We start from the raw sequence: 25,792 nt of genomic DNA, 5'->3' as shown, positions 1-25,792 counted from the left end.
TATTTTGCAAAAAAAAACTCTGTCGATAGTCTAGTTTGTCAGCATGACAGTTCAATAAAACGGTTTTTATACTATGAATTCAATTTGTATTTTCTGTGGTTCATCTCTTGGTTCAAACCCAATCTTTCAACAAATTGCTCAATTAACCGGTGAAGCTATTGCTAAACAAGGTAAAACACTCGTTTATGGCGGTGGCCGTTCTGGTTTAATGGGTGTTGTTGCTGATAGTGCTTTGCAAGCCGGCGGGCAGGTCATTGGGGTAATTCCTCGTGCTTTAGTTGATCGCGAGTTAGCTCATCCTGGACTGACAAAATTATATGTCGTCGAAAATATGCATGAGCGTAAAACCAAAATGGCAGATCTGTCGGACGGTTTTATTGCTTTACCAGGTGGGGCAGGTACATTGGAAGAAATCTTTGAACAATGGACATGGGCACAATTAGGTATTCATCAAAAGCCGTGTGCTTTTCTAAATGTAGCTGGCTTTTATGAAGATTTGCTTAAAATGATTCAGGGAACTGTAGATAACGGATTTAGCCAAGCGCGATTTGTTGATAAATTGATTGCCTCAGACAAAATTGAAGATATTCTTCAACAATTTGAGCAATATCAGGCTCCTGCTCCGAAATGGACAAATGCCGACGTTCAACCATAAATGAGGTTAAATAGGTGAAAACAATTACGGTTGCCGCTGCGGTGATCTTAAATGAACAAAATGAATTATTGCTTGTCAGAAAGCGTAATACACAAGCTTTTATGCAGGTAGGCGGTAAACTGGAGCCGAATGAGGCTCCGGAAGCTGCTATACAGCGTGAAATCTTGGAAGAAATAGGCAGCCCGTGTGTAATAGAACAGTTTATAGGGCGTTTTGAGACAGCAGCTGCCAATGAACCGGATCATACGCTTATTAGCCATTTATATTTGGTTCGATTAAAACAATCTCCACAAATTGCAGCTGAAATTGCTGAAATGAAGTGGGTGAAATTTAATGATTCCGAGACAAAACTCGCACCATTAACCAAAGAAATTGTAATTCCGTGGTGTCAGCAGAACTTATCTATAACTCTATAATTTTAATATGATGTAGACGAAGCAGCAGCTAGGCAACTGGCATGAATAGATGTACACCCTAGCTGTTTTAGCGCCTGACTTAAAGCGTGAATTGAACTTCCTGTTGTGATTACATCATCAATAATCAGCACACGACGATAACGCCGTTTTTCTTGAGTGAGCGCAACAAATTGCTGTTCAATATTTTCAAATCTTTCGAGTCGAGATAATCCCTTTTGAGAATGCTCATTTAAGCGTTGTACAGGCTGCCAAACTGGTATTTTTAATTGCTTACTCAAAAGATTGGCAAGTAATAAGGATTGATTAAAACCACGTTCAGTTAAACGTTGTTTAGAAATAGGCATGGGTACAATCGCTTGTACCTTAGGAAATTTTAATTGGTGTAAAACTTCAGCGAGTAAGGTTTGGTAATGTAATTTTTGTTCATATTTAAACTGCTGAATAATCCGGTTAATTGGATAGGCGTAGTGACAGGCCACAAGAACAGACTGATCATTGCGCTGAATGGTTTGCTTAAGCCACGGTAGCTGTTCCCAGCATTCTTTACAAAGAGAATATTTTTCCCGTGTTCCTATTTCGCAAAGTAGGCAAGGGGACAGCAACTGGAAAAGATACTGTGGGTTTAAAAACTTAAACATATGCGTATCGAGGAGCTTCGGGAAGCCAGCGTTTCAATAAGGCATCAGCTTGCTCAGGGTAATCTTTTAGAACTTGTTGTGCAACGTAGTGTGCTTGACTCAATAAATGATCATCTCGCTCTAAACGTGCGACACGGAAACCCATATCACCTGTTTGTTTTGTTCCTAATAACTCACCCGGGCCTCTTAGCTCAAGATCTTTTTCAGCAATAACAAAGCCATCATTACTTTCTCTTAAAATTGAAAGTCTTTCTTGCCCATTTTGTGAAAGTGGTGGTTTATAGAGAAGAACACAAAAACTGGCTTTTGCACCTCGTCCTACACGCCCTCGTAATTGGTGTAGCTGTGAAAGCCCTAATCGTTCAGCATTCTCAATGACCATAATCGAAGCGTTAGGTACATCTACCCCAACCTCAATAACAGTTGTGGCAATTAGCAGCTGTAGTTCATTGTTTTTAAATGCTTGCATGACAGCCTGTTTTTCATCGGCTTTCATTTTGCCATGAACCAAACCAATATTAAGTTCAGGAAAGCGCTCTTTCATTTCTTGATAGGTGGCTTCGGCGGCTTGAGCATCTAAAGTTTCGGACTGTTCAACCAGAGTACATACCCAGTAGGCCTGTTTGCCTTCTCGGCAGTTTGAAGCAATTCGTTGCAGTACTTCTTCACGACGATCTAGCGGAATCGTGACGGTCTGAATTGGAGTTCGGCCTGGGGGTAATTCATCAATAATTGATGTATCTAAATCGCCATAAGCACTCATTGCCAGTGTTCTAGGAATTGGCGTTGCAGTCATGACCAGTTGATGTGGGGTGAGCTGTTCGGCGCCTTTATTGCGTAAGGCTAATCGTTGATCGACCCCGAATCGGTGCTGTTCATCAATAATCACGAGTCCTAGTTTTGCAAATTCAACGTTATCTTGAAATAAGGCATGAGTACCCACAATTAGTTCAGCATGGCCTTCTTTAATTTGTTGCTCAGCGTGTGCCCGCGCTTTCCCTTTTTGTTTACCCGACAACCAAGCTACCGTAATACCTAAAGGTTCAAACCAGCGTTTAAAATTTAAATAATGCTGCTCTGCTAAAATTTCGGTGGGTGCCATTAACGCAACTTGCCAATCTGCTTCCAATGCATGACATGCTGCAACCGCTGCAACTAAAGTTTTTCCAGCCCCTACATCACCTTGTACCAAACGCAGCATAGGTTGATGTTGTTTTAAGTCGTTTAAAATTTCTTTTGATACACGTTTTTGTGCGTTGGTCATTTGAAAAGGTAAAGCTTCTAGCAGCTTTTTTGCAAGCACTTTACTACTCGGAAAAGCAGGTGAAGCAATTTGGCGAATATAAGCACGTCGAGTGAGAAGACTAATTTGATGTGCGACCAGCTCTTCAAAAATAAGACGTTGCTGCGCAGGATGAGAGCCTTGAGCCAATTGGATCATATTGGCATCAACTGGTGGCTCATGAATGTAATGTAAAGCTTCTTTGAGTGCATACCCATTTGTATATTGTTTAGGGAGTAACTCGGGTAAAGCATCACTGTGATGCTTCAACGCTTGTTTAACATATTCGCGTAATTTAGCTTGTGTTAGTCCATCGGTACTTGGATAAATTGCTGTGAGCTGCGTTTTTGGAAGGGGAGTATGTTCATTAATAAGTTGAATTTCTGGATGATAAAGCTCAAGCCCTCGTGCACCTACGCGAACTTCACCAAAAATACGTAAACGGTTACCAGGTTTTATTTTGTCGGTTAAATTTTTATAAATATGATAAAAGCGTAAAGTCACCTTACCAAATTCATCTTGTATTAATGCGGCCATAGATTTACGTTTACCTAGAGGGAAATCAACAGATTTGACTTCACCCTCGAGTAAATAACTACGACCAACCACCAATTGATTCATAGGAATAATGGTACTGCGATCTTCATAATCACGGGGCAGATGAAACAGCAAATCATCTGTGGTAAAAATATTTAGTTTTTCGAGTAGGGCTGCTGAAGCCGATCCAACGCCTTGTAACTGATGGACTGAAGTCATGTCCCCTCAACGAGTTCTCTATGCATATATTATTTATCGGTTATGGTAAAACATCTCAGCGTGTTGCTAAACAACTATTTGAGAAAGGACATCAAATTACCACAATTAGCCGTAGTGAAAAGACAGATCCTTATGGGACACATCTTGTACAGGATATTTTTACGCTCGATTTAAGCGAAATTGCACCTGTAGATGTAGTGTATATTTTACTTTCACCAGACGATAGTACTGTTGAAGGTTATCAGCATACTTATGTGGATAGTATTGAGCCTATTCGTCAGGCTTTAAAATCGCATCCGGTTAAAAGATTAATTGTGGTGTCATCTACGCGGGTATATGGTGAAAATTCTGGTGAAGCAATTGATGACCATAGTGAGATTCACCCAAACGATGCCCAAGGGCATATCTTGCACAATATGGAATTGCTATGGCAAAAGTATTTTCCGTCACAGTGCGTGATTGTGCGTCCTACAGGGATTTATGGGGCTTCTATTGATCGCCTAAAACGAATGGCTGAGCACACGCAAACCTATCCAAATATTCACTATAGTAATCGTATTCATATTGATGATTTGGCAAGGTTTTTGGCATTTTTAGCCGATTTTGAAAAACCCCATAAAAGCTATCTTGTTGCTAATAATGCACCTGTACCTTTGCATGAAGTCTTACTGTGGTTTCAAAGTCAGTTAGATTTACCGCTACTTACCTTAGATTCAGCTCATGTTTCAGGCAAAAAAATTTATGCGAAACATTTGTTTGAGACGGGTTTTCAACTTGAGCATCCAATTTGCTTTAATGACTATTTATTATGTTTAAATGCTCATGGTACAAATTAAAATTTAGACTAAACTTTAAATAACAACAGAAATACCTGATGAGGCAGTTAAATTGCCGATAAAGATAAAAAGGTTAAAAGTGAAAAAATTTTGTTTAGCTTTCTTTTTGAGTGTAACGTCAGTTACGAGTTGGGCTGGGGATCAGGTGTGGTGTGCATATGATCCAGCGGGTACCCAAGGGGATATTACGCGTCGACTAAATGACATTCGTTTATATGCTCAGCAATATCAGGTCAAATTCAAAGTCGTTAGTTATCAAAAAGAGCAGCAAGCTATTCAAGCCTTTGATGAAGGTAAATGCTCAGGCTTAGCTGCCAGTAACTTTAATACTTATCAGTATAATCATTTTATGGGCAGTACCTCAGGTATTGGTCTTATACCCAATAACCGGACTGCACGAAATCTATTGCAGCTTTTAAATCATCCTACAATTGAGAAAAGATTAATTAATAAAGACTATGAAGCAGTCGGTATGATTCCGGTTGGAACAGCAAATATGGTCATGAAAACCAAAAAAATATCAAAAGTGGCACAGCTTAGAGGTCAACGAATTGGAGTTCTGGCCAATAACCCGCCACAACAAGCTTTGGTGAGAAGTGTAGGTGCGCAGCCAGTATATGTTGATTTATCGAATGCGATTGCGCAGTTTCAACAAAATAAAATTGATATTATGCCAGCGCCTGTTTATGGTCTTTTGCCTTATAACCTACAGAAAGATTTTGGGCCAGATACTCAGGTGATTAATTTTCCTTTGGCGTATTTCGGGGTAAATATAATTATTAAACCGCAAGCTTATCCAGCCAACTTTGGACGAAAAATTCGGGCTTGGTTTGTCCAAAATAGTCAATTATTAACGAATCGAGCTATACAATGGGAAAACCATTTACCAGCCTATTATTGGGTTGACGTTTCTTTTTACGAAAAGCAGAGCTATGACATTATGGTGGCAAAAATACGCAATCAATATGTCCGCTCCGGTTATTACGATGCCTACTTTGTGGAGCTAATGAAACGCTTACGTTGTATTGATGATCCGCGTTACTTTGAATGTCCAATGAGTAGATAAAATAAAAGGCAACTTAAGTTACCTTTTATTTTGCATGAAGATTTTAAGCTTTTTTACGTTTTAAACGGCGTTTAGCTTGCTGAGAAGCCATTGCTTCAAGAGCTTCTTTTAACTCTTCATCAGTAAAGGTCGTGATGTGTTGCAACATTTGTAATGTCACTTCATCAAGCACCAACTGTGCGCCTGCTGCCATTTGACGGAAATTGTCATCAAACTCGATTTGGCCTTGGTCATTCGTTCGAATGTAGTTTTGTTGAGTTAAAACTTTGATAAAGCTTTGGAACAATGCTTTGTCAAAGAATTCAGGAGAGTTAAACTCATAAAGAACTGATAAACGTTGGCCTAATAAATGACTTAATTCTTCAACTTGTTTTGCTGAAATATTGCCTGAACCACGCTGAGTGATTAAAGCTAAAGTCATGTAATAACGTTCAAGGCTTTGTTTAACAGGTGTTGCTAATACAACAAGCTGATTATGCTCTTCAGTATTTGGTGCAGAGCTAATTAAATTGCCTTCGTCATCTTGTTGAATAAGATTTGATTGAACCAATGCATCTGCATATTGCTCAATCTGTTCTTTAAGTTCGCTACTTTTCCATTTAAGGAAGAGTTCGGCTTTTAAGAATGGATAAAGCGTATAGATAACATTGCTTAAATCAGCACGGCTAATTTTCCCGTTATGTTCAACAAGAGATGCAATCAATGAAGGTAAAACGAATGCATGCAAAATGTTATTACGGAAATAGGTGAGGAGAACTGCTTGGTTATCTTCAATCGCAATAATGTCACCAAGGGCATGCTGTACACGCTTAATCAATTTAAGCTTTAAGCCATAAGCAATAATTTCCTTACCAGAGAGCGGCGTCACTTCTGTACGCTGATCGTAAGGGAAATTTGATGCTAAATTGCGGTAAGCTTCAAGCTGCTTAATACAGATTTCTTCATCAAGCGTATGCTTTGGTGTTGCAAGCAAAATAATTGAAAGTAAAGAAACCGGGTTAATCACTACCGCACGGTTAATATTTTCTAAAATCGCATTTGCAGAACTGTTTACTGCTTCTGAAACAGCAGGTGGCACTGGGTCATCGTTCTTTTCAATATAAACGTTCTCAGCATTATGCTGTTTAAGCAAGTCATCTAGAAAAACAGGTTCACCAAAGTTAACGTGTACTTTACCGAAAATACGTTCAATTTTTCGGAGTGTTTTTAAAATACCAAAAATAGACTCGGCTTCTTTTGGCTTACCTTGCATTTCGCCTACATAGGTTGAACCTTCCATAAGGCGCTCATAACCAATGTAAGTTGGCACAAATACAATTGGTTTGGCACGGCCACGTAAATGACTATGGACTGTCATTGCGAGCATGCCGGTTTTCGGTGGTAATAAGCGGCCTGTGCGCGAACGTCCACCTTCAATAAAGTATTCAAGTGGTGTATTGCGAGAAAGAATACTATATAAATATTCTTTAAATACAGAAGTATAAAGACCATTACCACGGAAAGAGCGGCGAATAAAGAAGGCACCGCCACCACGTAAAAGCTGACCAACGAAAGGTAAGTTTAGGTTGTCGCCCGCAGCAATATACGGAACCATCAAGCCACGTTTATAAATCACATAAGACAGTAGTAAGTAGTCAATGTGGCTACGGTGACATGGTGTGTAAACAATTTCATAGTCTTTTGCAAGCTCTCGGACAGTACTGAAGTTATGAACTTCTACGCCGTCATAAAGCTGAGTCCATAGACGTGTTAATGCCAAATCTGCAAAACGTACTGCTGAGTGAGAATAATCAGATACGATTTCATTCACATAGCCAATCGCACGGCGCTCTGCTTCAAGCATGCTTATTTTACCGCGAATACTTTCGCGTCGAATTGCTTCTTGAACATCACGAGACTTTAATACCGACTGCATGACATTGCGGCGGTCAGATAAGTCAGGGCCTAAAACAACTTCGCGTTGGCGATCAAGGTAGTCATTTAAAGTGCTAACAATATAAGTTGCTGGTGAAAGGTTTGGATAATGCTTCTGAGCATATTCAACGAGGTCACGTAAAGACTGTGGTTCATGGAATTCCAAATAAGATTGGCGACCATGCAAACCAATATTCACAAGCTGTTTAACTGTACTTGGTGTTGCCCATGTATCTGAGAATAACAACTTAAACCAAGAGTCTTCTTTATCTGGAGAACGACCCCATAAAACGGTTACCGGAACCAGTTCTATGTCGAGTTCAGGATTTGCTTGTAAAACTTCGATTAGTTTAATTAAACGTGGCGGAAAAGCATGAGGAGGGGGATTCAGTAGGTTATTTTCATCATTGTGTTGTAAAAATAAAACTGAAGCTTTTTCCTGATGAGTACCGATGACTAATGGATCTAGCGCTGGCTTTAAATTTAAGCGGCGAGTTTCCCCATCCACCACTAAAGCATTACTGCGAGAATGATTTTGCAAGACATAGCACACTACTTTTTGGCGCTCGGTCTTCGCTTCTGTTTCTGTTGTTGATACTGGTTCAGTAGGAACTTCCCCAAGAACATGTGGTGTTACCACGAGGTCAAGTAGTTTACTCGAAAGCCGACGATACATTTGACCAAACCCACTCTTGGACATAAGAACTCCTACTTCTTAAAGACAAATCCCGGCACCAAAGGCAGAGGGTAAATATTTTGCGGTATTTATTAAAAAAAACAATATGCTATTTTCTGATAAATTATAATTCTTTTGGCATTTTTTATCGTTAAAAATCGTATTTTTAGCTGTTTTAAAGGCAATGTTTGTCAGAAGTTGACTGATTGTTCCATGTACAAATAGTTTTTTATGGCACAATAGATTCTACACATCTGTCCTTTAATACCAATTTTGCCTGCAATATGAAGGTATCTCTCATGAATGCGTTAACCCAAGAACTGGTTGAGCTGCTCACTTTAGAAAAGCTTGAAGAAAATATTTACCGTGGAATTAGCCGTAATTTGGTCGGTAAACGTGTTTTTGGAGGTCAGGTTCTCGGTCAAGCATTACGTGCTGCTTCTTACACAACTGATCGTCCTGCGCATTCTCTGCATGCCTACTTTTTATATGGTGGTGATATTAATGCTCCAATCATCTATGAAGTAGACCGTTTGCGTGATGGCAAAAGCTTTGTCAGCCGTCAAGTTCGGGCAATTCAGCATGGACGAGTTATTTTCTCGGCAATGGTGTCTTTTGCTAACCCTGAAGAAGGCTTGAACTATCAGCATCCAGAACCAGATTACCCAGCTCCTGAAGCGCTAAAATCGGAAAGTGAGTTGAAAGAAGGTATCCTGAATTTTGTACCGGAAAATGTTCGTGCAAGTTTTATGCGTGAGCGTCATGTTGAAATCCGTCCGATTGATCCAGTCAATCCATTTCAACCACAACCGGAAGCGCCTTTTAATGCGCACTATATCCGTACCCATGACCGTATTCCAAAACAGCTGGATGACATTTCATTGCATCAAGCAATTGTAGCGTTTTACTCAGACTTTACTTTGATGACAACAGCTTTAAGACCACATGGCTTAAGTTATATTTCTCCAAGTTTGCAATGTGCCAGTATTGATCATGCGATTTATTTCCATCGCCCACTTCGTGCTGATGAATGGATGCTCTATGACATGGAAGCTACAGTTAGTGCGGCTTCTCGCGGTTTAAACTTTGGCCGTATGTGGCAAAATGGCCAACTCGTATGTAGTACGGTGCAAGAGGGTTTGATGCGTTTACGGGAAATTGAAACTCAATAAATAACGATGAGCCATCTGAAAAGATGGCTTTTTTATTTTTAATTGAAACGATGTGACAAAAAATTGCTCGAATGAAAAGCAAGCTCATGTCATATTTACAAAAGGATTGCCTACTGAAAAAAATAATGTTGATATGAACTTAAATACACAAATTCTGATTGCTGCCATTTTAGGTTTAGCCTTTGGCTTCCTACTTACCATGTATCCGGATACTGCTTTTGTAAAGCACAGTTTATATGGATTAGGCATATTAAGTAGTGTTTTTATTGGGCTACTTAAAATGTTGTTGGTGCCATTAATTTTTAGCTCCATTGTGGTTGGAGTTTCAAATTTGCAGGCAGGTGGACAATTAGGCCCAGTTTGGAAAATCACATTCTTGTGTTGTATCACCACCACCACTTTGGCCTTAATTTTAGGTATTAGCTGTGCTCATTTGTTTGAGGTCGGGCGAGGTGTAGATATTTCAATTTTTCAGGCATCTATGCAAAGCTATCAAACACCAGATAGTTTAAACCCGGCAACTTTCTTCACTAATTTTATTCAAAATACTTTAATTAACCCATTTAAAGCTTTTAGTGACGGGAATGTTTTAGCTGTCGTCGTGTTTGCTCTATTTGTGGGTGTTGCTTTAGTTCATGGTGGCGAACGTTTTAAAAGTATTCGGGTATTGAGTCATCAGTTTTTTGAAATGATGATGATGTTAGTAGGTTGGGTAATGAAATTGGCGCCGTTAGGTATTTTTGCCTTACTCGCTAAATTAATGGCTACCGAAGACATTTCAGTATTAAGCCGATTGGCGGAGTTTGCTGCTGTGGTAACAGGTACTACTATTTTTCATGGCGCTGTTGTTTTACCGCTACTGCTTTGGATTTTTGGTCGTATGAGTCCTTGGGCTTTCTTCAAAGGCACACGTACAGCTTTAATTACCGCATTCGCAACGAGCTCTAGCTCTGCCACTATGCCGCTGAGTATGAAATGCGCACAGGAAAACTTGGGTGTCCGTCCTCAAACCGCGGGTTTTGTGATTCCATTGGGTACACAGCTCAACATGGATGGCACAGCTTTATATGAAGCTGCTGCCGCGCTCTTTGTGGCAAATCTAGTTGGACTAGACTTAAACCTGACACAACAAATTGTAGTGTGCCTAACCGCAATGATCGCATCACTTGGAGCACCAGGAATTCCAAGTGCGGGTATGGTTACCATGATTATGGTATTACAGTCTGTGGGTTTACCTGCCGAAGCAATTGCGATTTTACTTCCAATCGATCGTTTACTCGATACGGTAAGAACGGTTGTAAATGTGCAGGGAGATATGATGATTAGTGTGGTAGTAGATCGATATACCAAAGATAAAGATATCAGTATCTAATCTCTAAATAAAAAAGCAGGATTTATATCCTGCTTTTTTATTTTAAGCTGCTTGTAATTCAGCTCTTTTGGCTGCTGGCGACTGCGATAAATAACTTACCGCATCTTCAGTGCTACCTTCTTTAACTGGATCATACCACGGCATGAGATAGTCAATTTGCTGAGCAATAAGCCAGATTGGGTTTGGTAAAACTTGATTATCTTTTCGGCTAATTTTATACCATTCTAGAGCAACCCAAGCTGGGAAAAATCTAGATTTGGCAGCATCAGCAAAACGTGGATCTTGCTTCATAATATGTGCAGCGCCGTCTACCCATAGCCCTAACACAAGCACAATCACCGCAAGACTTAAATAATAGCGTGGAATATAACCGCCTCCTAAATGGCGATATAAATCGAAAGCAACCGTGCGGTGTTCAATTTCTTCTGAACCATGCCATTTTACCAAGTCTACCATTTCTGGATCTGCACCTAACTCTTCCCAACGTTTGTTATAAAGCGCATATTTACCTAGGACACATGTCATGTGTTCAACTGTCGCGATAACACCTAAACGAAATAAATCCCATTGCTCTTGCAAGAATTGCGGAACTTCTTTGTCAAAAGGCTTATCTGCTAAAGCAGTGCTAAATAGATAATTCATAATGTCCAGATTTCTCTGGATATCAATATTGCGTGCACTTAAATATTCTTTATTGGCAGAAGTGTGTGCGTTTGCATGCATTGCTTCTTGGCGAATAAATGCTTGTACATCCTGTTTAAGTTTTTCATCAGTAATACGCGGTAAAACCTTGTTATAGAGTCGGCAGAACCAGAACTCTCCAGCAGGCAAGATATTGTTAATTTCATTAATAAAATAACTTGCAAACGGTTGGTTTGGAATCCAGTCTACAGGGGTATCTTTCCAGTCAAATTTTACCTTGCGTGGAAGAATTTTATAATCAATAGAAGAACCTAAAGCCTTATTCTTCAAAAAAGATAGCAATTTCATCATTTAGTCCTGATTTTTAACTCGATGAAGTTATGATGAGTATAAAAAAAGCCCCTACATTTGTGTTTAGCAATAGGGGCCAATTGAATATAAATTTAATGAAGAAATTGTATCTGTTTTGACGATTTACTCTTCTGCATCCTCATCGCTTGCTTCTGGGATTGCATCAACGTCAAATTCTGGCTGTTGTTCAAGCGTAAAGTGCAGACGTCCAGCCATCACACTTGCTAGCTCTTCTAAACCTAGTTTGTTTAATGAAGAAAAAAGCTGAATCGAGAAATCAAGCTTCATTTTTTTCAGTTGTTGTTTAACTTCAAGCAATACTTTGTTCGCTGGGCCGCGGTTCAGTTTGTCTGCTTTGGTTAAAAGAATATGAACAAATAAATGGCGTGAATAAGCCCACTCTAGCATCATCATGTCAAAGTGCTGTAAAGGGTGGCGAATATCCATAAGTAAAACCAAACCTTGTAAGCTTTTACGATGGATTAGATAGTTTTCTAATTCTTTTTGCCATACACGTTTCATATCTTCTGGTACGGCTGCATAACCATAACCAGGAAGGTCAACTAAGCGTTGATCAGGGTTACCTAGGCTGAAAAAGTTAATCATTTGCGTACGCCCAGGTTTTTTGGAGGCACGTGCAAGCTGTTTCTGGTTTGTTAATGCATTAATTGCGCTAGATTTTCCTGCATTTGAACGTCCGGCAAACGCAATCTCGTAGCCGCTATCTTCAACACATAGTGCCAATTTAGGAGCACTCATTAAAAATTCAGCTTGGCGTAACCAGTTTAGAGATTGCACAGCATAGGCTGTAATCGCTGGATCCGGTTTCTTTTCATAACTGATCTTTTGCTTGGGTGCGAGTCTGGCTTTGGTGTCTTTCGATTTTTCACTACGACGCATAAAAAATAACTTTTTAAATGAGAGGGCTCGCGCCTAGTATAAAGGAGCTTGGTTATTCTTGCTAATTTTCAGTAAGCTTGCTTAAAAAGATAAATAGAATAACGGGTACTAGATTTGCAAAAAGGCGATAGGGGAGTGATCTGAAGCGGATTTTGGCTGTTGTAAAACTTCACCTAACGTATATTGATCTAAACTTTGATAAAAGCTTTCCAAAGCTTGATCAAGAATACCTTTCAAACCGCAATGGGAGCGTAAAACACAAGGTGGTGTATTGCATTCAACAATTTGGTGGTCACCTTGTAAAATTCGGACAATTGTTCCAAGTTTTAAATCTAAAGCTTTTGGATTTAATCGAATTCCACCACCTTTGCCGCGAATGGTAATAATCCACTCTTGTTTACCCATAAAATGGACAACCTTCACAAGATGATTTTGCGAAACATATAAATCTTGAGCGATTTCTGCAATCGTGTACGGCGTATCACTTGGACGAGCGACATACATTAATATTCGCAAAGCATAATCGGTAAATTTATTAAGTTGCATGATCACCAAAAACTAAAGGTTAAGAGGTTGATCATCTTAGCCTGAAAGTCTAAAGAATAAAACTTTCAGGCCAGAGCTTTTTAAGTTACAGCGTTAAAGGAGCTGAAACTTGTACTTGATCACCAACTCTATAGTGCTCAAGCAAAATGTTTGAAACAGAGAACTCTGTATGGTCTTCTTCTGGTTGAACATCAAAATGATAAGTATTGTCCTCTTGAGCCTCCGTGAACTTAAATGCTTTTGGTTGTTCAAGCTGTTGGTTAGGTACTTGAACCTTTACAGAAATAAAAGCATTTGCTGGGCTGGTGAGTACATCTTCATGATCAGTTGCCTTTAAAGTAAAGCGTTTGCCAGACTCAAGTGGGTCAATTTGCGTAATTTCAAATGAACGCCAGCCAGCCCATCCACCTTTCAAGCTTTCAAGTTGTTCATATTTTTGTTTTTCAACACCAATTAAGATATCTGCCAACTGTAAGTAAGCTTGTTTCCACGCTTCAATGAGCTCTGATTCAAATGGAACATTTAAAACTTCACTAATTGAATGAAGCAAGTTGTCGCCCACAATTGCATATTGATCTGGCTGAATATCTAAACTGACATGCTTAGTGGTAATGCGTTCAACCGCTTTGGCAAGTACCGTAGGATTCTCAATATTTTCAGCATACGCGAGTACAGCTGCTGCAAGGGCACGAGGTTGGCGTAGGCTGGTCTGATCATCAAGATTAAAAACATTTTTTAGTTCTGGGTTGTTATTCAACATACGCTTATAAAAGTATGTAGTTAGAGTAACACCATGTTCACGCAATACAGGTACAGTAGATTTAACGAGTTCAATTTGTTGTGGAGTCATGGCTAGACCTTAATTATCTGGCTATATAAGATGTATTTAAAATACATCTTTAAAATAGTTGTAGCAATAGCTTTTTAATAAAAACCTTAAAAAATTTAAGGGATATAAAATCCCTTAAATTAATATGCTGATTTAAAAATAAATTTTATTTTCCAAATAATGAGCCGAGTAGCCCCCGTACTAATTTTTGACCAGTACTACCACCTAAGCTGCGAGCAGCACTTTTTGCAAAAGTTCCGACAATATCTTGAGTAAGTTTAGCTCTTTCACGCGCCGCACGTTCCTCTTCTTTTTGCTGTTCACGTGCTAGACGCTCTTGTTCTTTGGCTTGTTGCTTCGCTAAAGTTTCCTGTTCTTTCGCTTGCTGTTTTGCGAGTTCTGCATCTTGTTTTTGCTGTTCCCGTTCAGCCACTTTATTTTGGAGCATTTCATAGGCACTATCACGATCTACAGCTTGTTCATAAACCCCGGCAATAATACTTTGCGAAATTAAGGTCTGACGCTCTTCTGGAGTGATAGGCGTAAATGAAGAGTAAGGAGGCATAACCCAACCACGTTCTACAATTTGAGGTGTACCTTGTTCATCTAGACAACTAATCAGTGCTTCACCTACACCGAGCTCGGTAATTGCTTCATCTACTTTAAAATCGGGATTAGAGCGGAATGTGTCTGCTGCTGTTTTTACTGCTTTTTGATCTTTAGGAGTAAAGGCACGTAAAGCATGTTGTACACGGTTGCCGAGTTGCCCTAAAACACTTTCTGGTAAGTCGAGCGGGTTTTGGGTAATAAAATAAATTCCCACACCTTTAGAACGAATTAAACGTACAACTTGTTCAATTTTTTCTTGTAAAGCTTGACTGGCGTTGTCGAATAACAGGTGAGCTTCATCAAAGAAAAACACGAGTTTAGGTTTATCCATATCACCAACTTCTGGAAGCTGTTCAAATAATTCTGAAAGCATCCATAACAGGAAAGTAGCATATAGCTTAGGTGTATTCATGAGCTTGTCAGCCGCAAGAATATTGATATAACCATGCCCATTTGCGTCGGTTTGTATAAAGTCCAGAATATTTAAAGCTGGCTCTCCAAAAAACTGCTCTCCCCCTTGGTCGGCAAGAGCAAGGAGATTACGTTGAATAGCGCCTAAGCTGGCTGGAGATAAGTTGCCATATTCGGCTTTAAACTCAGCTGCATGTTCACTTACAAAAGTGATCATGGCTTTTAAATCTTTAAAGTCGACCAGAAGTAACCCTTGGTCGTCTGCAATACGGAATACGGCAGATAAAACACCTTCTTGGGTGTCATTCAAGTTGAGTATACGTGCTAATAAAATTGGTCCAATTTCAGAAATAGTGGTTCGAATAGGGTGGCCTTGCTGACCAAATAAATCCCAGAAAACAACTGGATTGGCTGCAAATGGAACACTATCGATCTGTAAAAGCTTTAAGCGTTCATTAAATTTATCCGAAGCTTCACCAGCTTTTGCGAGGCTTGAAACATCACCTTTTGCGTCGGCAAGAAAGACGGGAACGCCGATTCGAGAAAAACTCTCTGCGAGCACCTTTAGGGTAACTGTTTTACCTGTACCGGTCGCACCTGCAATCAGGCCGTGCCGGTTGGCAAATTGGGAAAGTAAAACAATTTCTTTTGATGTGTCGTTAATATTTTTTGCAATAACAATCGGTGTACCCATATATTTTTATCCCTTAGTGTGAGCCACTATTGATGTTGTCGTTTTACATTTGTTTCAGAGCATTTTCGATATCTTGAATTAAATCTTGTGGATCTTCTAGCCCTATACAGAAGCGAACCAACAAACCTTGTTGTAAATGTGTATTTTCAAGTTTTCTCATCATTTTTAAATCATAAAGCATGACGAGACTCACCGGTCCTCCCCAACTAAAACCAAGTTTGAATAGCTTAAGAGCATCACAAAAACGGCGTACTGCTGAAATATCATAATCAGATTTGAAAACAACACTCACTAAGCCTGCACTTCTACCTGTTGAGCAAATTTCTTGCCAGTATTGATGACCAGGTGCAGCTTTATCGCTTGGATGTAGAACTTGTGCAAACTGAGGTTGCTCTTTTAACCATGTCAGTAGGGTTTTAGCATTATTTGATTGTTGCTCATACCTTAATGACATATGCGCAAGACTGCGTTGAATTTGGGCGGTATCATCACCAGATACCGAAATCCCTAAAATGGCATGCATTCGGAACAAACGGTGGTGTAACTTCTCATCACGAGTTACCACACTTCCCATTAAAATATCGCCACCACCACTTGGATATTTGGTAAGCGCATGAATGGTTAAATCTACTGATAAATGTTCATCGGAAAAATCAAAAGCATTAAAGGCGAGGCCAGCTCCCCAAGTATTATCGAGTGCGGTTAAAACGCCATGCGCTTTTGCTTTTTTTACTAGCGCTTTGAGATCTGGAAATTCAAGAGTGACAGAACCTGCTGCTTCTAACCATAGTAACTTGGTTTTATCAGAAGGCTGGAAACTTGAGACATCAATCGGGTTATAAACTTGAACATTAATTCCATATTGATCTTTTAAGTAGTTTAGGTGTTCCAGATTCGGACCATATATATTGTCTGGCACCCAAACTTCGTCACCTGTTGCTAACACAGCAGAATTTACGAGATTAATTGCAGATAATCCGCTTGGAGCAAGTAGGCAGTATAAACCACCCTCAATTTGAGCAATATTGTCGCCTAGTGTAAATGTCGTAGGCGTACCGTGGGTGCCATAACTATAGTCATAAGGATCGGTCCAGTGACGATCAAAAAGGTGCGAAGTCGATTTAAAAATAATAGTTGATGCACGAAATAAGGGAGGTTGCACGGTTTCAATAAATTGAGGTGCTTTTCGTGGTGCATGAATGAGTTGGGTTTGGAAATTGTTATGCTTTTTCATGAGGCGCTATACTTTACATAATGAGATTAGATTAAGAGAAAACTTACTTAACTGCTAGATTTTTGATTATTTCTAAGATGTTTCGTTACTAGTGTAACATTCACTAAAACTTGGCTTTATTTTTGCAAAGATCAAACCAACATTCTAACAACAATAGGTTTAAGCGCATGAAGTCGCATTTACGTGTTCACTATTTTCAACATATTGCTGGCGAAGGTTTTGGAAGCTGCTATTCATTCTTAAAAGCACACCATGCAACGATAACAGCTACAGAGTTTTTTGCACTTCCAGTTGATCTCCCTTTGGAAATAGAAGCATTGCCACACATTGAAGATGTGGATTTGCTACTTATTATGGGGGGAACCATGAGTGTAAATGATGAGGCAAATTATCCATGGTTAAAAATAGAAAAAAGATGGATACGTCGTTATTTGGCGGCGGGAAAGCCTGCGATAGGACTTTGTCTCGGAGGGCAACTTATTGCCAATGCACTAGGAGCGGCCGTTAGTAGAAACCGTTATCAAGAATTGGGATGGTCGACCGTACAAAGGGTGCCGAATTTACCTAAAGAAAGCTTTTTATTACCAGAAAAAATAAATGTAATGCAGTGGCATAGTGAAACTTTTGAGATTCCTAAAGGTGCGATTCATTTAGCAGAGAACTCAGTTTGTCGTAACCAGATGTACCAAATTGGTTCAAATGTTCTTGGTTTTCAATTTCATCCAGAAATGACACCCAAGGTATTAAATCTTCTTTTAGAGAACGAACAAGAGCTTTCTATTTTTAAAGGTGAGTATGTTCAATCTTTAGATGAACTACATCATTGCGACATCCAAAAGTTTGAACAAGGCAATCAACTTTTAAACAGGGCAATAGAGTTCGTGGTCAATCAATAAAAATATAGAGTTGATGAGAAAAAGGATGAATTGAGCAGAAAATAGAAAAAGAGAATTGCATAAGACTTAAACAATCGTTATAATGAGCGACCCTCAAGAAGAGGGCATTTACTGCGAAGAAAGTAGTAAATGTGCATTACAGTCGTGGCATCGATCACGACCTTGGTGATTATCACTGCCTTTGACACTTACCAGATAGGTGAGATGCGTCAAAGGTGATTCTTTATATATTTGGCTTGGAGTTTACTGGTATGTCTAACCAGAGAATTCGTATCCGTCTTAAGTCTTTTGATCATCGTCTGATTGATCAATCTGCTCAAGAGATCGTAGAAACCGCTAAGCGTACCGGCGCACAAGTGTGTGGTCCAATTCCGATGCCTACTCGCATCGAACGCTTCAACGTTCTTACTTCACCGCACGTTAACAAAGATGCGCGTGACCAGTACGAAATCCGCACCTACAAACGTTTGATCGACATCGTTCAACCTACAGATAAAACTGTTGATGCATTGATGAAGTTAGATCTTGCAGCTGGTGTTGATGTTCAGATCGCTTTGGGTTAAGGCTTTCGGTTAATTAACGATTAGTTAATTAGGCCGCTTTTTTAGAGGTTTATGCACATGGCTATTGGTTTAGTCGGTCGCAAATGTGGTATGACTCGCATCTTTACAGATGCTGGTGTTTCTGTACCTGTTACAGTCATCGAAGTCGATCCAAACCGCATTACGCAAATCAAAACACTTGAAACTGATGGTTATCAAGCTGTTCAAGTAACTACTGGTGAACGTCGCGAGTCTCGCGTAACTAACGCTCAAAAAGGTCACTTCGCTAAAGCGGGTGTTGCTGCTGGTCGTTTAGTTAAAGAGTTTCGTGTTACTGAAGCTGAGCTTGAAGGCCGTGAAGTTGGCGGTACTATTGGCGTTGATTTGTTCACAGTTGGTCAAATTGTTGACGTAACTGGTCAATCAAAAGGTAAAGGTTTCCAAGGTGGTGTTAAACGTTGGAATTTCCGTACCCAAGATGCTACTCACGGTAACTCTGTTTCTCACCGTGTTTTAGGTTCTACAGGTCAAAACCAAACTCCTGGACGCGTGTTCAAAGGCAAAAAAATGGCTGGTCACTTAGGTGATGAACGCGTAACAGTACAAGGTCTTGAAATCGTATCTGTTGACACTGAACGTTCAGTTTTGGTTGTTAAGGGTGCAATTCCTGGTGCAACTGGCGGTGACGTTATCGTACGTCCTACCATCAAGGCCTGAGGGGAAATACCGTGAATTTAAAAACTGTTTCCGGCTCTGCTGTTGAATTGTCTGAAGTAGCTTTCGGACGTGAATTTAACGAAGCTCTTGTACACCAAGTTGTTACTGCTTACTTAGCAGGTGGTCGTCAAGGTACTCGTGCTCACAAATCACGTGCAGACGTTTCTGGCGGTGGTAAAAAACCATTCCGTCAAAAAGGTACTGGTCGCGCTCGTGCGGGTTCTATTCGTAGCCCAATCTGGGTTGGTGGTGGTAAAACTTTTGCTGCTCGTCCACAAGATTGGTCTCAAAAAGTAAACCGTAAAATGTATCGCGGTGCAATGCAATGTATCTTAGCTGAACTTGTTCGCCAAGATCGCCTTGTTTTAGTTGAAGAGTTCGCTGTTGCTGCTCCAAAAACTAAAGAATTGCTTGCAAAACTTAACGATTTAAATGCAGCTCGTGCTTTGATCGTTACAGATGCTGTAGATGAGAACTTATATCTTGCAGCGCGCAACCTTCCACACGTTGATGTGGTAGATGCAACTGCAATCGATCCTGTAAGCTTGATCGCGTTTGATAAAGTTGTGATGTCTGTAGCTGCTGCTAAGAAAATTGAGGTAGAACTCGGATGAACAACGAACGTATCTATCAAGTCCTAAAAGGACCAGTCTTCTCAGAAAAGGCACAAGTTTTAGGTGATACTGCTGGTGTTCAAGTATTTAAAGTAGATATCAACGCTACTAAACTTGAAATCAAAAAAGCAGTTGAAAAACTTTTTGGTGTAGAAGTTGTTAAAGTTAACACAACTATTACTAAAGGTAAGACTAAGCGCTTTGGTCGTACATTAGGACGTCGTTCTGATGTTAAAAAAGCATACGTCACCCTGAAAGCCGGCCAAGATGTTGAAATGGCTGACTTGGGCGATACCGCTGAAAGCGCAGCGGAATAAGGACGAAAATTATGCCGATTCAAAAATGTAAGCCAACGTCTCCAGGACGTCGCTTTGTAGAGAAAGTGGTTCATGACCATCTTCACAAAGGCGCGCCTTATGCACCGTTGGTAGAAGCAAAAAAACGTACTGGTGGTCGTAATAACAACGGTCACATTACTACTCGTCACGTTGGTGGTGGTCATAAGCAACATTACCGTATCGTTGACTTCAAACGTAACAAAGATGGCGTACCTGCTGTTGTAGAACGTATTGAATACGATCCAAGCCGTACAGCGCATATTGCATTATTGAAATATGCTGACGGTGAGCGTCGTTATATCATTGCGCCTAAAGGCTTACGTGCTGGTGATAAAGTACAATCTGGTAACGATGCTCCAATTCGTCCAGGTAACTGTTTACCACTTCGTAACATGCCAATCGGTTCTACACTTCATAACGTTGAACTTAAAATCGGTAAAGGTGCTCAATTAGCACGTTCTGCTGGTGCTTCTGTTCAATTGTTGGGTCGTGATGGTTCTTACGCAATCATTCGTCTTCGTTCAGGCGAAATGCGTAAAGTACACGTTGAATGCCGCGCTGTAATTGGTGAAGTTTCTAACCAAGAAAACAACCTTCGCTCATTAGGTAAAGCTGGTGCTGCACGCTGGCGTGGTGTTCGTCCTACCGTACGTGGTATGGCGATGAACCCGATTGATCACCCACACGGTGGTGGTGAAGGGCGTAACAAAGGTATTCAACCTGTAAGCCCATGGGGTCAAAAAGCTAAAGGGTACAAGACACGTACCAACAAGCGTACGACTAAGATGATTATTCGCGACCGTCGCGTCAAGTAAAGGAATCTGACTAATGCCTCGTTCTCTGAAAAAAGGCCCATTCGTCGATGCGCACTTGTTCGCTAAGGTTGAAGCGGCTGTTGCTAGTAACTCTCGCAAGCCGATCAAAACTTGGTCTCGTCGTTCGATGATCCTTCCAGACTTTGTTGGTTTAACAATTTCTGTTCACAATGGCCGTAACCACGTTCCAGTAATTGTTACTGAGCATATGGTTGGTCATAAACTCGGTGAATTCGCGCCAACTCGTACCTATCGTGGTCACGGTGTTGACAAGAAGTCTAAACGTTAATAGGTGTCATGATGGAAGTAACTGCTAAATTACGCGGTGCCGCTATCTCGGCACAAAAAGCACGTTTGGTTGCGGACTTAATCCGTGGCAAGTCTGTTGCACATGCTTTAAACATCTTGAACTTCAGCAACAAAAAAGCTGCAGTTTTAGTTAAAAAAGCATTGGAATCTGCAATTGCAAACGCTGAACACAATAACAGTTTAGATGTTGACGACCTTAAAGTTTCTACGATTTACGTTGACGAAGGCATGAGCCTTAAACGTATTATGCCACGTGCTAAAGGCCGTGCAGATCGTATTACTAAGCGTACTTGTCACATCACCGTTAAGGTAGGGGTTTGATATGGGTCAGAAGGTTCATCCAATCGGTATCCGCCTAGGTGTTGTGAAACGTCATAACGCTAACTGGTATGCGAATCCGAAACAATACGCTGAATACTTGCTTAAAGATCTTCAAGTTCGTGAGTTTTTAACTAAAAAACTTAAGAATGCGATGGTTAGCAATATTCTTATCGAACGTCCATCAGGTGCTGCTAAAGTAACAATTAGCACAGCTCGTCCTGGTATCGTAATCGGTAAAAAAGGCGAAGACATTGAAAAATTACAGCGCGAACTTACCAACATCATGGGTGTTCCAGCGCAAGTAAGCATCAACGAAATTGATCGCCCAGACTTGGACGCGCGTTTAGTTGCTGAAGCAATCGCTTCTCAATTAGAAAAACGTGTAATGTTCCGTCGTGCTATGAAGCGTGCGGTTCAAAACACTATGCGTGCTGGTGCTAAAGGTATCAAAGTTGAAGTTTCTGGCCGTTTAGGTGGTGCAGAGATCGCTCGTACAGAATGGTATCGTGAAGGTCGTGTACCTTTGCACACTCTTCGTGCGGACATCGACTATGCAACTATGCGTGCTGAAACTACTTACGGTACGATTGGTGTTAAAGTTTGGATTTTCCGTGGTGAGATTTTAGGTGGCATGAAACAAGTCATGAACCCTGCTCCTGCTGAAGAACGTCCAGCTAAACGCGGTCGTGGTCGTGGTGAAGGTCAAGAGCGTCGTGGTCGTCGCGGTGACCGTGCTGCTGACAAGGGAGAATAATCCATGTTGCAACCTAAACGTACCAAATTCCGTAAAGTGCACAAAGGCCGTAACACTGGTCTAGCACATCGTGGTAGTACAGTATCATTTGGTTCGATTGCAATTAAAGCAACTGAGCGTGGTCGTATGACTGCACGTCAGATTGAAGCTGCACGTCGTACCATTAGCCGTCGTATTAAACGTGGTGGTAAAATCTTCATTCGCGTATTCCCGGACAAACCAATTACCGAAAAACCTTTAGAAGTTCGTATGGGTAACGGTAAAGGTAACGTGGAATATTGGGTTTGTGAGATCAAACCAGGTAAGATCCTGTACGAAATTGAAGGTGTGAACGAAGACTTGGCACGTGAAGCTTTTGCTTTAGCTGCTGCTAAACTTCCGTTTAAAACCACTATCGTGACTCGGACGGTAATGTAATGAAAACTAAAGATCTACGTGAAAAATCGGTAGAAGAGTTGAAAGCTTTGCTTGATGAGCAACAGCTTAACCAATTCCGTCTTCGTATGGCGAAAGCAACTGGTCAGTTGGGTAAATCGCACGAAGTGCAAGTTGCTCGTAAGACAATTGCTCGTATTAAGACACTCCTTACCGAAAAACAGGGGAACGGACAATGAGTGAAAAAACAGTCCGCACGTTAACCGGCAAAGTAGTAAGCGACAAAATGGACAAATCTATTGTTGTCCTTATCGAACGCCGCGTTCAACACCCGTTGTATGGCAAATCAATTCGCCGTTCAACTAAGTTACACGCTCATGATGAGAACAACGTTGCTAAAATTGGCGATGTTGTAACCATTAAAGAAAGCCGCCCAATTTCTAAAACTAAAGCTTGGACTTTAGTGGAAGTAGTTGAAGCAGCTGCTGAGTAATTCGACGTTCTTGTTGCATCATCGGTCAATTTCGAGTACTCTTTGAGCCTTTCGAAATTGTGACCGGTGATGCTCGGTTTTGGAGTAGGGCAATGATTCAAACCGAAACTATGCTCGACGTAGCAGACAACAGTGGTGCTCGCCGCGTACAATGTATTAAAGTACTTGGTGGTTCACATCGTCGTTATGCTTCTGTTGGCGACATTATTAAAGTTACTGTAAAAGAAGCTATTCCACGCGCACGTGTTAAAAAAGGTGACGTGATGAATGCAGTTGTAGTTCGTACTAAGTTCGGCATTCGTCGTCCAGATGGTTCTGTGATCCGTTTTGATGATAACGCTGCAGTTATTTTGAACAACAACAAAGCTCCGATTGCGACTCGTATCTTCGGACCAGTGACTCGTGAACTTCGTACTGAACAGTTCATGAAAATCATTTCATTGGCTCCTGAAGTTCTATAAGAGGCAATCATGGCTAAGATTAAAAAAGGCGATCAGGTTATCGTGATCGCAGGTAAAGAAAAAGGCAAACAGGGTACTGTTTTGTCTGTTTCTGAAGACCGCGTTAAGGTTGAAGGCCTTAACTTAGTGAAGAAGCATCAAAAGCCGAATCGTGTAACTGGCGCTGAAGGCGGTATCGTTACTCAAGAAGCTTCGCTTCATATCTCAAACGTGGCAATTTTAAATGCTACAACCCAGAAGGCTGACCGTGTTGGTTACCAAGTGATTGATGGCGTGAAAACTCGCGTTTACAAATCAACTGGTGAATCAGTGGCGGTAGCGAAGTAATAGGTTGAAAAGGCAATGGCCAGACTTAAAGCACGTTACAACGACGAACTTAAAGCGAAGTTACAAGAAGAACTTAGCATTAAGAATGTGATGGAAATTCCTCGCATCACAAAAATCACTCTTAACATGGGTGTAGGCGCAGCAGCTACTGATAAGAAATTATTAGACGGCGCTGTAGCTGACATGCAATTAATTGCTGGTCAAAAACCAGTAGTTACTCTTGCACGTAAATCTATCGCTGGTTTCAAAATCCGTGATGGTTGGCCAATTGGTTGTAAAGTTACTTTACGTGGCGACCAAATGTACGAATTCTTGGACCGTTTGATCTCTATCGCAATCCCTCGTATCCGTGACTTCCGTGGTTTCTCAGCGAAATCTTTCGACGGTCGTGGTAACTACTCAATGGGTTTGAAAGAGCAAATCGTTTTCCCTGAAATCGATTTCGACAAGATTGATCGTATTCGTGGTATGGATATTACTATTACTACGACTGCTCGCACCGATGACGAAGGCCGTGCGCTTATGCGTGCATTCGGCTTCCCGTTCAAATAAGAGGTCGATATGGCTAAGAAAGGTATGATTAATCGCGAATTGAAACGCGAAAAAACTGTTGCTAAATACGCTGCAAAACGTGCTGAATTAAAAGCAACTATTGCAAATGTAAATGCGAGCGACGAAGAACGTTTCGAAGCGATGTTAAAGTTACAAGCATTGCCACGTAATGCATCTCCGGTACGTCTTCGTAACCGTTGTGGTTTAACTGGTCGTCCTCATGGTTACTTCCGTAAGTTCGGTTTAAGCCGTAACAAATTACGTGACACAGTAATGCAAGGTGATGTACCAGGCGTTGTTAAGGCAAGCTGGTAAGGAGCGACTAAATGAGTATGCAAGATACCGTTGCCGACATGCTAACACGTGTTCGTAACGCACAAATGGCTAAGAAACAAACTGTTTCTATGCCGTCTTCTAAGTTGAAAGTTGCTATTGCAAACGTACTTCAACAAGAAGGTTATATTTCAAACGTAGAAGTTGCTCAAGAAGAGACAAAATCTACTTTGACTATTACTTTAAAATATTTCGAAGGCAAACCAGTTATCGAAATGGTTAAGCGCGTAAGCCGTCCAGGCCTTCGCCAATACCGTGGCAAAGATAAACTTCCAAGCGTTAAGCAAGGTTTAGGTATTGCAATTGTTTCTACAAGCAAAGGCATCATGACTGATCGCGCTGCACGTGCTGCGGGCATCGGTGGTGAAGTTATTGCTTTTGTTTCTTAATAGGTGATTCCTCATGTCTCGTGTGGCTAAAGCCCCAGTAACTGTACCAAATGGTGTAACAGTTACTCAGAACGGCCGGCAGGTCGAAGTGAAAGGCAGCAAAGGTACATTGTCTTTCAACCTGCATGCGCTGGTCGAGCTAAAACAGGAAGAAGGTAAACTTCAACTTGCTCCAGCTAAAGAATCGAAAGATGCTTGGATGCAAGCTGGTACTGCTCGCGCTGTATTGAACAACCTTGTTAAAGGTGTTAGCGAAGGCTTCGAACGTAAGTTGCAGCTAGTTGGTGTTGGTTATAAAGCTGCGGTTAAAGGTACAGTTGTAAACCTTAACCTTGGTTACTCACACCCAATTGACTACGCTTTACCAGAAGGTGTAACAGCGGAAACTCCAACTGCTACTGAAATCATTTTGAAATCAGCAAACAAGCAGTTGTTAGGTCAAGTAGCGGCAGAAATCCGTGCATACCGTTCTCCTGAACCATATAAAGGTAAAGGTGTTCGTTATTCGGATGAAGTCATTCTTCGTAAAGAAGCTAAGAAGAAATAAGGCGCGAGGT

Annotated in this window: 32 protein-coding genes and 1 pseudogene; 24 read left to right on the top strand and 9 right to left on the bottom strand. The window is 40.8% G+C overall.

Annotated elements, in window-relative coordinates; all coding sequences use genetic code 11:
- Positions 1-73 precede the first annotated feature (73 nt).
- Positions 74-655: an LOG family protein gene (locus GO593_RS04285; protein ID WP_001084310.1), complete on the top strand. Its 582-nt coding sequence runs from the start codon at positions 74-76 to the stop codon at positions 653-655.
- 14 nt (positions 656-669) lie between these two features.
- Positions 670-1,071, top strand: a complete 402-nt coding sequence (locus tag GO593_RS04280; protein ID WP_000849700.1) for an NUDIX hydrolase — start codon at positions 670-672, stop codon at positions 1,069-1,071.
- A 2-nt stretch (positions 1,072-1,073) separates the two neighbouring features.
- Here GO593_RS04280 and GO593_RS04275 read toward each other — a convergent pair whose 3' ends face one another.
- Entirely contained in the window at positions 1,074-1,709 is a 636-nt protein-coding gene (locus GO593_RS04275; RefSeq protein WP_000472268.1) for a ComF family protein, read from the bottom strand.
- The gene (gene recG, locus GO593_RS04270; RefSeq protein WP_000204946.1) at positions 1,702-3,747 is read right to left on the bottom strand and encodes an ATP-dependent DNA helicase RecG; all 2,046 of its coding nucleotides are present in this window, start codon (positions 3,745-3,747) and stop codon (positions 1,702-1,704) included. Before recG ends, GO593_RS04275 begins: the two co-directional genes overlap by 8 nt.
- A 20-nt stretch (positions 3,748-3,767) precedes the next feature.
- Between recG and GO593_RS04265 the strand changes: the two genes are divergently transcribed.
- Together GO593_RS04265 and adeT2 are read left to right on the top strand one after the other, a co-directional pair.
- On the top strand, positions 3,768-4,583 hold the full coding sequence (locus tag GO593_RS04265) for an NAD-dependent epimerase/dehydratase family protein (RefSeq protein ID WP_000547772.1): 816 nt from the start codon (positions 3,768-3,770) through the stop codon (positions 4,581-4,583).
- 79 nt (positions 4,584-4,662) lie between these two features.
- Positions 4,663-5,649 (top strand): putative multidrug efflux protein AdeT2, encoded by a 987-nt coding sequence (gene adeT2 / locus GO593_RS04260; protein WP_000712902.1) that lies wholly within the window; start codon positions 4,663-4,665, stop codon positions 5,647-5,649.
- A 43-nt stretch (positions 5,650-5,692) separates the two neighbouring features.
- On the opposite strand, the gene plsB is transcribed toward adeT2, so the two are convergent.
- Positions 5,693-8,263 carry a glycerol-3-phosphate 1-O-acyltransferase PlsB gene (plsB, locus tag GO593_RS04255; protein ID WP_000045410.1) on the bottom strand — a complete coding sequence of 857 codons (2,571 nt, stop codon included), beginning with the start codon at positions 8,261-8,263 and terminating at the stop codon, positions 5,693-5,695.
- Between the two features lie 275 nt (positions 8,264-8,538).
- Between plsB and GO593_RS04250 the strand changes: the two genes are divergently transcribed.
- The gene (locus GO593_RS04250) at positions 8,539-9,411 is read left to right on the top strand and encodes an acyl-CoA thioesterase (protein ID WP_000993136.1); all 873 of its coding nucleotides are present in this window, start codon (positions 8,539-8,541) and stop codon (positions 9,409-9,411) included.
- Positions 9,412-9,517: 106 nt separating this feature from the next.
- Positions 9,518-10,783 carry a dicarboxylate/amino acid:cation symporter gene (locus GO593_RS04245; protein ID WP_031945381.1) on the top strand — a complete coding sequence of 422 codons (1,266 nt, stop codon included), beginning with the start codon at positions 9,518-9,520 and terminating at the stop codon, positions 10,781-10,783.
- A gap of 42 nt (positions 10,784-10,825) precedes the next feature.
- Here the strand turns inward: GO593_RS04245 and GO593_RS04240 are convergent, their stop codons facing one another.
- From GO593_RS04240 to GO593_RS04215, 6 genes are all read right to left on the bottom strand, one after another.
- On the bottom strand, positions 10,826-11,776 hold the full coding sequence (locus GO593_RS04240; RefSeq protein WP_100244301.1) for a metal-dependent hydrolase: 951 nt from the start codon (positions 11,774-11,776) through the stop codon (positions 10,826-10,828).
- 123 nt (positions 11,777-11,899) lie between these two features.
- Positions 11,900-12,676 (bottom strand): ribosome biogenesis GTP-binding protein YihA/YsxC, encoded by a 777-nt coding sequence (gene yihA / locus GO593_RS04235; RefSeq protein ID WP_001254456.1) that lies wholly within the window; start codon positions 12,674-12,676, stop codon positions 11,900-11,902.
- A gap of 108 nt (positions 12,677-12,784) precedes the next feature.
- Positions 12,785-13,222, bottom strand: coding sequence for an RrF2 family transcriptional regulator (locus GO593_RS04230; RefSeq protein WP_001176608.1), 438 nt, complete (start codon positions 13,220-13,222; stop codon positions 12,785-12,787).
- 85 nt (positions 13,223-13,307) lie between these two features.
- Complete coding sequence (locus GO593_RS04225; protein ID WP_000188888.1) at positions 13,308-14,072, bottom strand: globin domain-containing protein; 765 nt, start codon at positions 14,070-14,072, stop codon at positions 13,308-13,310.
- Positions 14,073-14,217: 145 nt separating this feature from the next.
- Entirely contained in the window at positions 14,218-15,765 is a 1,548-nt protein-coding gene (locus GO593_RS04220) for a helicase HerA-like domain-containing protein (protein ID WP_000537113.1), read from the bottom strand.
- A gap of 43 nt (positions 15,766-15,808) precedes the next feature.
- On the bottom strand, positions 15,809-16,999 hold the full coding sequence (locus GO593_RS04215; protein WP_000716507.1) for a PLP-dependent transferase: 1,191 nt from the start codon (positions 16,997-16,999) through the stop codon (positions 15,809-15,811).
- Between the two features lie 167 nt (positions 17,000-17,166).
- On the opposite strand from GO593_RS04215, the gene GO593_RS04210 reads away from it, so the two are divergent.
- The 18 genes and pseudogenes from GO593_RS04210 (at position 17,167) to rplF (ending at position 25,782) form a co-directional block, all read left to right on the top strand.
- Positions 17,167-17,895 carry a type 1 glutamine amidotransferase gene (locus GO593_RS04210; RefSeq protein WP_000835293.1) on the top strand — a complete coding sequence of 243 codons (729 nt, stop codon included), beginning with the start codon at positions 17,167-17,169 and terminating at the stop codon, positions 17,893-17,895.
- Positions 17,896-18,146: 251 nt separating this feature from the next.
- A complete protein-coding gene (gene rpsJ / locus GO593_RS04205) occupies positions 18,147-18,458 on the top strand; it encodes a 30S ribosomal protein S10 (protein ID WP_000070912.1) in 312 nt (103 codons plus the stop codon).
- 57 nt (positions 18,459-18,515) lie between these two features.
- On the top strand, positions 18,516-19,154 hold the full coding sequence (rplC, locus tag GO593_RS04200) for a 50S ribosomal protein L3 (protein WP_001982642.1): 639 nt from the start codon (positions 18,516-18,518) through the stop codon (positions 19,152-19,154).
- Between the two features lie 11 nt (positions 19,155-19,165).
- The gene (rplD, locus tag GO593_RS04195) at positions 19,166-19,768 is read left to right on the top strand and encodes a 50S ribosomal protein L4 (protein WP_001050255.1); all 603 of its coding nucleotides are present in this window, start codon (positions 19,166-19,168) and stop codon (positions 19,766-19,768) included.
- The gene (gene rplW / locus GO593_RS04190; protein WP_001058538.1) at positions 19,765-20,085 is read left to right on the top strand and encodes a 50S ribosomal protein L23; all 321 of its coding nucleotides are present in this window, start codon (positions 19,765-19,767) and stop codon (positions 20,083-20,085) included. The genes rplD and rplW overlap by 4 nt, the downstream gene beginning before the upstream one ends.
- Positions 20,086-20,096: 11 nt before the next feature.
- Positions 20,097-20,921 carry a 50S ribosomal protein L2 gene (gene rplB, locus GO593_RS04185; protein ID WP_001122318.1) on the top strand — a complete coding sequence of 275 codons (825 nt, stop codon included), beginning with the start codon at positions 20,097-20,099 and terminating at the stop codon, positions 20,919-20,921.
- Between the two features lie 13 nt (positions 20,922-20,934).
- Complete coding sequence (rpsS, locus tag GO593_RS04180; protein WP_001138119.1) at positions 20,935-21,210, top strand: 30S ribosomal protein S19; 276 nt, start codon at positions 20,935-20,937, stop codon at positions 21,208-21,210.
- Between the two features lie 11 nt (positions 21,211-21,221).
- Positions 21,222-21,551 carry a 50S ribosomal protein L22 gene (gene rplV / locus GO593_RS04175; protein ID WP_001982638.1) on the top strand — a complete coding sequence of 110 codons (330 nt, stop codon included), beginning with the start codon at positions 21,222-21,224 and terminating at the stop codon, positions 21,549-21,551.
- A gap of 1 nt (position 21,552) precedes the next feature.
- Positions 21,553-22,369: pseudogene (rpsC, locus tag GO593_RS04170) on the top strand (30S ribosomal protein S3).
- Positions 22,309-22,722 (top strand): 50S ribosomal protein L16, encoded by a 414-nt coding sequence (gene rplP / locus GO593_RS04165; RefSeq protein ID WP_000941215.1) that lies wholly within the window; start codon positions 22,309-22,311, stop codon positions 22,720-22,722. The pseudogene rpsC and the gene rplP overlap by 61 nt, the downstream one beginning before the upstream one ends.
- On the top strand, positions 22,722-22,919 hold the full coding sequence (gene rpmC / locus GO593_RS04160; protein WP_000849928.1) for a 50S ribosomal protein L29: 198 nt from the start codon (positions 22,722-22,724) through the stop codon (positions 22,917-22,919). Before rplP ends, rpmC begins: the two co-directional genes overlap by 1 nt.
- On the top strand, positions 22,916-23,173 hold the full coding sequence (gene rpsQ, locus GO593_RS04155; protein ID WP_001291845.1) for a 30S ribosomal protein S17: 258 nt from the start codon (positions 22,916-22,918) through the stop codon (positions 23,171-23,173). Before rpmC ends, rpsQ begins: the two co-directional genes overlap by 4 nt.
- Positions 23,174-23,265: 92 nt before the next feature.
- Positions 23,266-23,634 carry a 50S ribosomal protein L14 gene (gene rplN, locus GO593_RS04150; RefSeq protein WP_001982634.1) on the top strand — a complete coding sequence of 123 codons (369 nt, stop codon included), beginning with the start codon at positions 23,266-23,268 and terminating at the stop codon, positions 23,632-23,634.
- Between the two features lie 9 nt (positions 23,635-23,643).
- Positions 23,644-23,961 (top strand): 50S ribosomal protein L24, encoded by a 318-nt coding sequence (gene rplX, locus GO593_RS04145; protein ID WP_001062685.1) that lies wholly within the window; start codon positions 23,644-23,646, stop codon positions 23,959-23,961.
- 15 nt (positions 23,962-23,976) lie between these two features.
- On the top strand, positions 23,977-24,513 hold the full coding sequence (gene rplE / locus GO593_RS04140; RefSeq protein ID WP_000113197.1) for a 50S ribosomal protein L5: 537 nt from the start codon (positions 23,977-23,979) through the stop codon (positions 24,511-24,513).
- 9 nt (positions 24,514-24,522) lie between these two features.
- Entirely contained in the window at positions 24,523-24,828 is a 306-nt protein-coding gene (gene rpsN, locus GO593_RS04135; protein WP_001074624.1) for a 30S ribosomal protein S14, read from the top strand.
- A gap of 11 nt (positions 24,829-24,839) precedes the next feature.
- Positions 24,840-25,235 (top strand): 30S ribosomal protein S8, encoded by a 396-nt coding sequence (gene rpsH, locus GO593_RS04130; RefSeq protein WP_000062616.1) that lies wholly within the window; start codon positions 24,840-24,842, stop codon positions 25,233-25,235.
- 13 nt (positions 25,236-25,248) lie between these two features.
- Positions 25,249-25,782, top strand: a complete 534-nt coding sequence (gene rplF / locus GO593_RS04125) for a 50S ribosomal protein L6 (protein ID WP_000091932.1) — start codon at positions 25,249-25,251, stop codon at positions 25,780-25,782.
- Positions 25,783-25,792: the final 10 nt, after the last annotated feature.

The sequence above is a fragment of the Acinetobacter baumannii genome, assembly GCF_009759685.1.
GTDB lineage: Bacteria > Pseudomonadota > Gammaproteobacteria > Pseudomonadales > Moraxellaceae > Acinetobacter > Acinetobacter baumannii.
This window is presented reverse-complemented; position numbering and strand designations above follow the sequence as displayed.